Below are 9290 nucleotides of genomic sequence, written 5' to 3' on the forward strand. Positions count from 1 at the left end.
CTTTCCAGTTTCTTTATATGTCGTCGTCCATTCATTTAAGAAATGATTATAGACAAAGCGAGCAGATCCGATTGTTTTGTTTATCTGCTCTTTCTGTTTTTCATTGGGGTAGAGACGAAATTTATACGCTTTATTATTGAACATACATTCCCCTCCTCTTTGTACTAAAAATACCCTAATGACGGGATTAAAGCAAGGGGAACAATGACTTTTGTGTGACGAGTTATTGCAGGAATAAGACTTATTTTTTACTTTTTTCGAAAATACTGTCGAGCAAGCTCGAGCGCCATTCATCACCCGCTTATAGAAGCGAGTGTCTTCTGTCGCAGTACGATAAAATACATTATCACAGGAAAGAAGCCAGCAGCTCTAAAAGAGTTCAGCTGGCTTCTTTTCTACTATATCAAACAGAGTATTTTGTACTCGTGAATATTTTTATTCAAACGCATCACGATGCTCGTCGAAAAACCTCTGATAGGCCCGGACATTCTCCAGATCCGTCCATTTTCTGACAGTTGCCGGCTCTGAGTCCAAATCGATTATTTTAGCACCTTGCATCGCCAGAAAGAACGGTGAATGGGTTGAAATAATAAACTGACAGTTGAAAAAACGGGCCGAGTCCTCAATATACTTTTTCAGCTCAAGCTGCCGTTCAGGGGACAGACTGTTTTCAGGCTCATCGAGCAGGTACAACCCGTTCTCTTCTATCTTATCTACAAAATACTTGAAGGCACTTTCCCCATTAGACTGTTCTCTTATATTATTCATCAAATTATCTCTAACAAATCGGGACTGCGTTTTTCTCCTGGTTTCATTCATCTTTTTCAGCTGCTCATAATCATCCAGAGACTTCAGCTGGAACTGGGCATATTTCGTTTCCAGATAATCCTCAAACATCTCTTCTCTTTTTTCATCAATGGCTTCATTAACCGACCGCAATGTCAGCACATAATCAAATACGTCATCACTAGTGATGATTCGCTTGAAATCCGGTTCGTCAGAGGCCGGCTCGATGCTGCAGTATGCAAGGTAGTCTTCAAAAAATGACGACTTGTTATACAAGGCATCGCGTTCTGCTCCAATCTTTTCAGCAATGACATTCAAAGCAGTCGTCTTCCCGGACCCGTTGCCGCCATAAAGAATCGTGATCGGCACACAGTCTATCCGTTCCAGCTGTTTATTGGACAGGACCTGAAAGGGATAAAAAGTCGTATAGACTTTGCGCTTGATCTCAATGAAAAAAGAAAACTCAGCTTCACTTGAAGGAAACGTTACTGCATGCAAAAACATAGATACACCTGCTCATTCTGTTGATTGATTAATCTTGTTCGATTACTTCGCGACTGTCATTCATCGTATGGGCGAGCGCACTGATTGTCTCTTCTCTGATTTCAGAAACATCAGTTTTGACTTTGGCTACTTTTCTGATGATCATTTTTTCGACAAGATTCATCGTATCGAAATGAAATTCTCCTCCGAAACACGCCCTCACTAGCGTAGCCCTTCGCAGCTCCTCCGGATAATTGGTCTCCAGCTGTTCTCTTAACGTATGCTCTTCCTGCATCCCACAGATGAAAAGACCCAGCCGGTGGAGTCATGACCTTTATTTTTTAGTGGTTAAACCTTATATAAGTCGAATGAATCAAATAGCAGATAAGGAAGCAGCATGACTCCCCATGAGATAATTCCTTCAGAAATGAAAATTGGCCAGCTGGATCCAGATTCCAGCAACCTGTCTGCATACATTCTTTCGCTGAGAACTGTTCCAATGATAGCCGCAATCCCAATACATAGCGGCCACCACAGCGCCCACTTTTTTAATGATAATTTGACGCAATCCCCTGGACTGACCCTCAATTTGTTGCTTCTAATTCTGTACCGCTTTACCTGAAGAACAGACTGTCGCCTATTCAAGTTAATGTGCTTTGTTTCTCCATTGGCAATTTTTCCAACGACATCGCCATCCAGCCTTAACGGAAAATGTGTGCCTTTCTCCCAGAAATGTTCCTGTCTGATTACTTTGACCTGCACTGTATCTCTCCTTTTTATGTAAGTATCAAATTAATTCTAATATTACAAGTTGTGCTTATTCCTTATACAGGATATATTTTTCAAATAATAAGTTGGGGATAACGATCAGAATACTGATTACCAATGCAATTATTCCACCAGTCAACCAGAGAGAGAACTCTTCCAGAACATTATGCAGGCGGAGCTGAGATATGATGAATAGACTAAGAAAAGTAATAAGTCCTGTGAAAACTGGTTCCCAGTATACCCACTTATTGAACTTAATTTTGACTGTGTCACCTGGACTGACCGTCAGCTTGTTGCTTCTTGTACCCTGATACTTAACCTGCAGCACGGACTGTTCTGTGTCCAAAGTGATTTCTTCAGTCGCTCCATTGCTGATCTTGCCGACTACCTCTCCATCCACTACCAGTTTCAATCTAGCCAGACTTGCATAGAAGCGATTCGGTCTGGTTACTTTGATTTTCATTTATTCAATCCTTCCGTGTCTCTTCCAGATAGTCTCACATGCTTACTGAAACTTATGATCCCTGTATTCTACCTTGTCATTATCGTTAAAAATAACGAAGGTATCAAAAAGCATTCTCGGTATCCCTGAGATGAACGCAGCCAAAGGTATAATCAGCAGAAAGAACCAGAATGGTCGCCCTTCAAATATACCCATTGACTGAAAATTATCATATGTAAACAATAATATCGTGAATATCACTGCCTGAACAAGTGGCATAATATAAGCCCACAGACTCGCTTCCGTATCAATTTGATCCCCATCAGATACTCTCAGCTTGTTACTTTTAGCGGTCAGCTGTTTCAGTTGAAGCACTGCTTCCTGTTTAGTCAGCTCAATGTCGACGGTCTCACCCCCGTTTATTTCCGCGACAACTGCCCCATCCAGCCTGACCTTCACTTTGCTGTTTCCTGTAAAATAACGTTTTGGTCTCGTCAATGTAACTTTCATCAGTCTTTCCTCTCGATTATATAATTTATTTCAGTCTTACTTATAATCTAATAAACACCATACTCAGTAAGAAGACTGGCAATTGCTAGTCCTAAAGCAATCAGAAACATAATAATTATGGTTATTCGCCCTTTGCGAGTGTAATCTGAACTTTGAACCCATGATACGGCTGCGATTTTTGCGGTGATTATTAACAAAAGGTCGCTAGAAGACTCATGATGAATCGTTCTTATAATCATTAGAAATAATATAGCAACCATGCCAAATATGTAACTGTATTTAAACGACTTTAAATCTTTCTTTATTTTTTCATTATCCAACAGAACACCTCTCATCAACATTGTTATATGACCTAATTGTAAAGATACTGGCGATGGTTTTCAATCGGATTAATGTATATTTTTTACTAATATTATCGTTCATTAATTGAAAACAATGATTCTCTTTTTAGTGTCCACTCAACTGGAATTTTGTTCCGAGTGGTCAATTATCTCTGATTTACTGCCTGCTCAGATAAAAAGTCAGCTTCACTTGTCCATAATCTGCGGTCTTTTGACCACTCATTTAAGATTTGTATTTGAGTGGTCATTAATCAGTAAATCACTGCCCAATCATAGACTGAACATGTTTGAGTGGGCAATAAAAGGCTAAAACCCACCCCTAGCTCCATCGATCAGCTTGAAGTAAAACTGTTAGTTTAAATAAAGAAATAGCCTTCCAGGGGTCTGGAAGGCTACCTTATTTTTCTTAAAGACTGAAGTCCAAGTCTGGTCCAAGGGGAACGATGCCTGTCGGATTGATATTCTTGTGACTGCGGAAGTAGTGTTCCTTGATATGTCTGAAGTTGATCGTATCCGAAACACCAGGCATATTGTAGAGTTCTCTTGTCAGGCGCCATAGATTATCGTAATCCACTAAACGTCTGATGTTACATTTGAAATGTGTATAGTAGACACTGTCGAATCGGACGAGTGTCGTAAAGAGTCTCAAGTCTGCTTCTGTCAACTGGTCACCTGTCAGATAACGTGTCTTTCCAAGACGCTCTTCCATTTCGTCCAGAGCTTCAAAAAGCTTTGTTACTTCTTCATTGTAGACATCCTGTTTAGTCGCGAAACCAGCTTTATAAACCCCGTTATTGATGGCCCCGTAAACTCTTTCATTGATGGAATCAATGTCGTCACGCAAGTTTTCAGGATAGTAGTCGCCTTCTTTGGCGCCAACTTCGTCAAAGGCTGAATTCAGCATACGCATGATTTCTGATGATTCATTATTGACGATTTTATCCTGCTTCAAGTCATAAAGAACAGGAACGGTCACTCGGCCGCTGTATTTCGGTTCCACATGAGTGTACACTTCATACAAGTAGTCCGCATCGATAAGCGGATCTTTAATGACCCCTTCATCGTCTTCAAAAGTCCAGCCGTGTTCAGCCATCAGTGGATGCACCACTGACACGGAAATCATGTCTTCAAGGCCTTTCAGTTTGCGCATGATCATGGTTCGGTTAGCCCATGGGCATGCATTTGAAATATATAAATGATAGCGCCCGGCTTCAGCCTTAAAGCCGCCTTCACCACTTGGTCCCGCGCTGCCATCCGCTGTCACCCAGTTTCTGAACTGTGACTCTTCTCGGATAAACCGCCCGTCATTTTTTTCCGTATCGTACCACTTGTCGTGCCACTTTCCATCTACTAATAATCCCATAATATCCTCCTTAGATGATTGCTTTCCAGTCAGCCAGCCATGATTTCAATCAGGTTGCCTTCAGGATCCTCAATAGCTGCTTCATAATAGCCGTCTCCAGTCGTTCGCGGACCGTTGAGCAGAGCATATCCGTCTGCCTGCAGTCTGTCTACCATCTTGTCGACGGCATCTTTGTCTCCGACAGATAGGGCCAGATGGGCATACCCGAAGCTTTCTGCCGCTTCTTTCGAAATATCCTCCCGATGCATCAGTTCCAGACGACTGCCTGATTCAAAGGTCAGAAAACATGAAGTAAACTGCTTCTTTGGATTATGATATTTTTCCCCACTATGCGCCTTGAAATACGTTTCGTAAAAAGTTCTCATCGTTTCCAGGTCTTTTGTCCACATGCCGACATGCTCGATTCTCACATTGATCCCTCGCTGACTGTTAGTATTCTTCACTACCCATTATAGTAAATGTTCCCAGTTTAAACTAATCATATGCTGTAACTCGCCTTCAATTAGAATGGATGAATCAAAATAAACACACAGGAAAAGACTCCTTAGCTCGATTCACAAAGGAGTCTTCTGATAAATATTGTTCACCTATCTTAAAATCCTGATGTCCATCCGCCGTCTGCGACAATGATCGTTCCGTTAACAAAACTAGATTCTTCAGAGGCTAAAAATACCGCAACATGTCCGATATCATCCGGTTTTCCAGAACGCGGGCTGAGGCCATGCGTCAATTGGGCCCTGCTGAAACCAAATTCGCTCATGTTGGTCATGGAAGATCCAATATTCGTTTCCACTGCACCAGGAGCTATCCCATTTACTCTGATTCCTTTTTCGGCATACATGAACGCTGTATTTTTAGTCAAGGCAGTTACCGCATGCTTGGAAGCACCATATGCAACTCCCGCATGTGCACCATTGAGGCCACCAGTCGAAATAGTATTGATGATCGTCCCTTTCCTGTCATTATCCAGCCAGTAATTAACTGCCTTTCGCATTGCCCTCATGACACCTTTTGTATTGACATCGAATACTTTATCCCAGCGTTCGTCAGAAATTTCCCCCACAGGCTCGAACCCATCCATGATTCCAGCATTGTTGACTAAAATATCTACTGTCCCGAACAGCTCAACTGCTTTATCGAACATAGAGTGAATATCATCAGCTTGCGACACATCCACTTTCATGGCTTCTGTCTTTCCGCCTTGACTATTCAGTGCATCCGATACCTCTTTTGCACCGTCACTATTAAAATCTGCCAGCAGAACGTTGGCTCCTTCTTTAACAAACAGCTCTGCAATTGCTTTTCCCATTCCTGATGCTGACCCAGTCACGATAGCTACTTTGTTGTCCAGTATTCCCATGATCGTTCCTCCTGTGTCTTTTATAGGTAAAACGCTTACACTAAGAATATGTGAAGCACTGTTCAAAGTCAAACATTTTTAGGAGAAAAGTATGGATCCCTACATTCGTGCTATAGATTTCTGCCTTTTTTCACTCGTCTAGTAATAAACCAGATCAGCCATCCGACAATGCCGATAACGATGATGAATGGGAGAGCGTAAATCAGGAAAATGACCAGGTCCTGCAAGATGTAGTAGAAGGCATAGAATGAGTCGACAATCGCATCCTGAATTCGTCTGAAGAATGAAATGCCATCCCCTCGTTCACCTGACAGACGCGGACGTTCCGTTACAGTAAGATAAACTGACGTATAATCAATCAGATCATCATAATAGTCCAGCTGAGACTGCAGACTTTCTCTTTCTGCAATGGTCTGACTTAGACTGTCTTCGATCTGAATAATTTCCTCAATCGTCTCGGCTCGATCCAGCAGCTCGTTCAGCCGTTCTTCCTTGTTCTCCAGAACCTGCACTCTGGCTTCGGTATCTCTATAGAACTGCGTGACATCTTCAGTTCCCATCTGCTCACTGATTTTTTGAGCCTGAACACCTTCCAAGTCATTCAAAAAAGCCGTCAGATGTTCTGTCGGGACGCGCAGGGTGTAATCGATCATTCTATACTGTCTGGATGCTCCCCCGCCCGGTGTATGGCTGGATTCATACGAATGTTCGATGAATGCATCGTGACGCGTGACCAATTCGCGAATATAAGTAACAGTCTCAGTGTACTCGACCGTTTCAAAGTCCATATTTGCCGTTCGAATGACTTTTTCTCCAATCAGCCGTTCACCTGAACTCTCCGGTGATTCCCCGATTTCTGCAGCCATTTCCATATCGGCCGAGTCTTCCGTCATCACGGTCCCTCCACCGTCATAGCCTGTCGATTCATCTCTCATATCCCCGTCGGATTCTGACGCACAGGCTGTCAAAAGGAAAACTGCCATAAGTAAAATACTCCGTTTTATCCTCATCTCTACTCACTCCTTATCTCTTATCTGATTATTTACACTCATCATACGCCTAAGTCTGTGAAAAAGATACAGGGTGATGAACATAATCCTATAACTGTTCATCACCCTGTGTGCTGGTTCATTATTAAAACTAAGTCAAAGTTTGTCTGATCGATCGACCAGGTTGATTATCTTTTCTGCTGCAGATTTTCCTGATCGTAGTGCACCTTCCATAAAGCCTGGAAAAGCCTCAGCCAGTTCTGTACTTGCAAAGACAGATAACTTAAAAGGCGTTCGAAGTTTATCAGGCGATTCCGGCAAGCCCGCCACATGCACCTGCGCACTGTATCCTCCCCCATAATATGGATGGTCGACCCAGATGCTTTCTCTGTAATCGAGATATTCCCTCACCTGTTCACCCAGCACATCTTCCATTCTGGCCAGCACAAACTGGTGACGCTCCTGTTCTGATTGGTCCACCCAGTCTTTCGCCAGATCTCCTCCTATAAAAGCAGTCAATCTTGGATAATCGCCTTGCTTTGAAGAGTCGGAAACACTCAGTCCATCGTAATCCCCATAGACGATCCCTTCGACAGGTACTGCTCTTCCGTCCATTTCATACTCATGCCAGAATGGCTGCTCATACGTAAGGGATACTTTAATGACTGACCCGTCGATATAGCTAGTTAGAAACGGCTCGTAATAGGTCTTCAGCTCTTTCTGAAACTTAATGCGGCTTCCGGCCGTTGGAGGAATCGCAAATATGACGGCTTTGGCATGATGACTCTTCCCATTGCTCGTATTTAATGTATATAGTCCATCTTCATACTCAACAGATTCAACTGGATGGTTGAACAAAATCTCTACTTTCAGCTGAGACGAAAGATAATCGACTACCTGTGTGAGCTGCCCGGATGCCTGATGTGTAAGGTCATCCAGTTCAGACGCGTACCGCTCAATCGTTTCGAGAAAGCTTTCGGCAAGAATGTGCTCGGTACTGACAGTTGATTCTTCAGTGAAAAAACTCTTGGCTATTGCTTCTTCCTGTTCGTTTTCTACCCAGTCTTCTATAGTCTGGGCAAGGGACAGACGCGTGTCAGTCTCGCTATGAACAATTTCTTCATCGACGGATTCGATGAACGCGCCAACGTCCGTCCGTGTTTTTGCGTGCAGATAGACACTGTCTGACTTTGAAACGGTACGCTTTAAATGCATCCCGCTTTCTTCAATTAGCCTAGTCAGCTCAGTCATATCCTTATTGACAAACTGTGCTCCCAGTTCCAGAGCATACTCTCCCTGCTCGTTACATCCTGAATAAACTTTTCCTCCGGCCCGGTCTGTTGCCTCAAGAATTTTGTAACTCAGTCCGCTGCCATCAACCACATGGGCGGCTGATAAACCAGCTAATCCCGCTCCAACAATAATGACTTCCACTGCTTCTGTTTCTCTACTCATTGTGTGACCTCCCGTAAAGCTTTCTGGCAAAGCATCATTCATAGTGATCATGATCTACCTATTCACCCTTATCTTAGCACACTCTTTTATTAAGGCCAGACTTTCTTTTATAATATATCCGAAAAGGAGAGAACGTTTATGACTAATCATGTCTATCTAAAGGCAGTTGAATCTGCCTGAGCAGATTCTTCATTCTTAAAGAGCTTTTCCTGCTTTTTGAGTCGAGTAATTCAAGCTATACTAGTCGTTATGCCTGTTTAGCTGCACCTTAGGAGAGTGCCATGCTGCTGAACTCACAGTAGTCTTGTTTTTACTTTTAGTTCCGACATTTTTTCTGGCGGGTAACTGTCATTAGATCCTTTTCAGCTGTAGTTTATTTCTTTCTGTCAATGACCCGGCACTAAAGTACCGGGCTTGTAACTCTAAGCGCAATAGTAAAAAACGCTTGATTCCAAGCTCCTATTTTAGGTTACTTCTCGTAAAGGACTACCCTTTACCCGCAGATTGACTTCTACGGCAATACACAGAATATATCATGTGTACCTTAATTTATTTCGACTTTCGTATAGCAGGGACGTTCGGTTCCGGATATCCACTCTGTTCCTAATTGCTGAATATTTATGGCAGCTACTCGGTCATCGTTTGATTTATAGGCACAATTTTTACAAAAGAAAGCATGTTCCCTGTTCAAGCGATTTTCCTTGTCTATAGTCCCGCATTTTGGACAGCGCTGGCTCGTATAGTGGGCATCCACTTTCAAGACTTCCGATTGATTCATTCGGGACTTGTAAGC

Annotated in this window: 13 protein-coding genes; all 13 read right to left on the bottom strand. The window is 42.7% G+C overall.

Annotated elements, in window-relative coordinates:
- Positions 1-294 (bottom strand): helix-turn-helix domain-containing protein (locus BLR76_RS12435; protein WP_218121443.1); only part of this gene is annotated, 294 nt, incomplete at its 3' end.
- Between the two features lie 141 nt (positions 295-435).
- Positions 436-1290, bottom strand: coding sequence for an AAA family ATPase (locus BLR76_RS10155; protein WP_091268648.1), 855 nt, complete (start codon positions 1288-1290; stop codon positions 436-438).
- A gap of 28 nt (positions 1291-1318) precedes the next feature.
- Entirely contained in the window at positions 1319-1564 is a 246-nt protein-coding gene (locus BLR76_RS11690) for a hypothetical protein (RefSeq protein ID WP_143009243.1), read from the bottom strand.
- Positions 1565-1617: 53 nt separating this feature from the next.
- Entirely contained in the window at positions 1618-2031 is a 414-nt protein-coding gene (locus BLR76_RS10160; protein WP_091268650.1) for a hypothetical protein, read from the bottom strand.
- 55 nt (positions 2032-2086) lie between these two features.
- Positions 2087-2500 carry a hypothetical protein gene (locus BLR76_RS10165; RefSeq protein WP_091268652.1) on the bottom strand — a complete coding sequence of 138 codons (414 nt, stop codon included), beginning with the start codon at positions 2498-2500 and terminating at the stop codon, positions 2087-2089.
- A gap of 42 nt (positions 2501-2542) precedes the next feature.
- Entirely contained in the window at positions 2543-2989 is a 447-nt protein-coding gene (locus tag BLR76_RS10170) for a hypothetical protein (RefSeq protein WP_091268654.1), read from the bottom strand.
- A gap of 47 nt (positions 2990-3036) precedes the next feature.
- The gene (locus BLR76_RS10175) at positions 3037-3309 is read right to left on the bottom strand and encodes a hypothetical protein (RefSeq protein WP_091268657.1); all 273 of its coding nucleotides are present in this window, start codon (positions 3307-3309) and stop codon (positions 3037-3039) included.
- A gap of 427 nt (positions 3310-3736) precedes the next feature.
- Positions 3737-4693 (bottom strand): glutathione S-transferase family protein, encoded by a 957-nt coding sequence (locus BLR76_RS10180; RefSeq protein WP_091268659.1) that lies wholly within the window; start codon positions 4691-4693, stop codon positions 3737-3739.
- 29 nt (positions 4694-4722) lie between these two features.
- Positions 4723-5103: a VOC family protein gene (locus tag BLR76_RS10185; RefSeq protein WP_091268661.1), complete on the bottom strand. Its 381-nt coding sequence runs from the start codon at positions 5101-5103 to the stop codon at positions 4723-4725.
- A gap of 182 nt (positions 5104-5285) precedes the next feature.
- Positions 5286-6053 carry an SDR family oxidoreductase gene (locus BLR76_RS10190; protein WP_091268663.1) on the bottom strand — a complete coding sequence of 256 codons (768 nt, stop codon included), beginning with the start codon at positions 6051-6053 and terminating at the stop codon, positions 5286-5288.
- A gap of 110 nt (positions 6054-6163) precedes the next feature.
- Positions 6164-7063, bottom strand: coding sequence for a DUF4349 domain-containing protein (locus BLR76_RS10195; protein ID WP_091268666.1), 900 nt, complete (start codon positions 7061-7063; stop codon positions 6164-6166).
- 135 nt (positions 7064-7198) lie between these two features.
- Entirely contained in the window at positions 7199-8497 is a 1299-nt protein-coding gene (locus BLR76_RS10200; protein WP_176759693.1) for a flavin monoamine oxidase family protein, read from the bottom strand.
- A 544-nt stretch (positions 8498-9041) separates the two neighbouring features.
- Positions 9042-9290, bottom strand: a 249-nt coding sequence (locus BLR76_RS10205) for a zinc ribbon domain-containing protein (protein ID WP_143009244.1), incomplete at its 5' end; no start/stop codon positions are given.

Source organism: Alkalibacterium thalassium (assembly GCF_900101165.1).
Classification (GTDB): Bacteria; Bacillota; Bacilli; order Lactobacillales; family Carnobacteriaceae_A; genus Alkalibacterium; species Alkalibacterium indicireducens.

Coding starts and splice junctions, on each gene's coding strand:
- BLR76_RS10170 (WP_091268654.1), bottom strand. CDS start 2,989: ATGAAAGTTACATTGACGAGACCAAAACGTTATTTTACAGGAAACAGC.
- BLR76_RS10200 (WP_176759693.1), bottom strand. CDS start 8,497: ATGAGTAGAGAAACAGAAGCAGTGGAAGTCATTATTGTTGGAGCGGGA.
- BLR76_RS10180 (WP_091268659.1), bottom strand. CDS start 4,693: ATGGGATTATTAGTAGATGGAAAGTGGCACGACAAGTGGTACGATACG.
- BLR76_RS11690 (WP_143009243.1), bottom strand. CDS start 1,564: ATGCAGGAAGAGCATACGTTAAGAGAACAGCTGGAGACCAATTATCCG.
- BLR76_RS10155 (WP_091268648.1), bottom strand. CDS start 1,290: ATGTTTTTGCATGCAGTAACGTTTCCTTCAAGTGAAGCTGAGTTTTCT.
- BLR76_RS10190 (WP_091268663.1), bottom strand. CDS start 6,053: ATGGGAATACTGGACAACAAAGTAGCTATCGTGACTGGGTCAGCATCA.
- BLR76_RS10165 (WP_091268652.1), bottom strand. CDS start 2,500: ATGAAAATCAAAGTAACCAGACCGAATCGCTTCTATGCAAGTCTGGCT.
- BLR76_RS10195 (WP_091268666.1), bottom strand. CDS start 7,063: ATGAGGATAAAACGGAGTATTTTACTTATGGCAGTTTTCCTTTTGACA.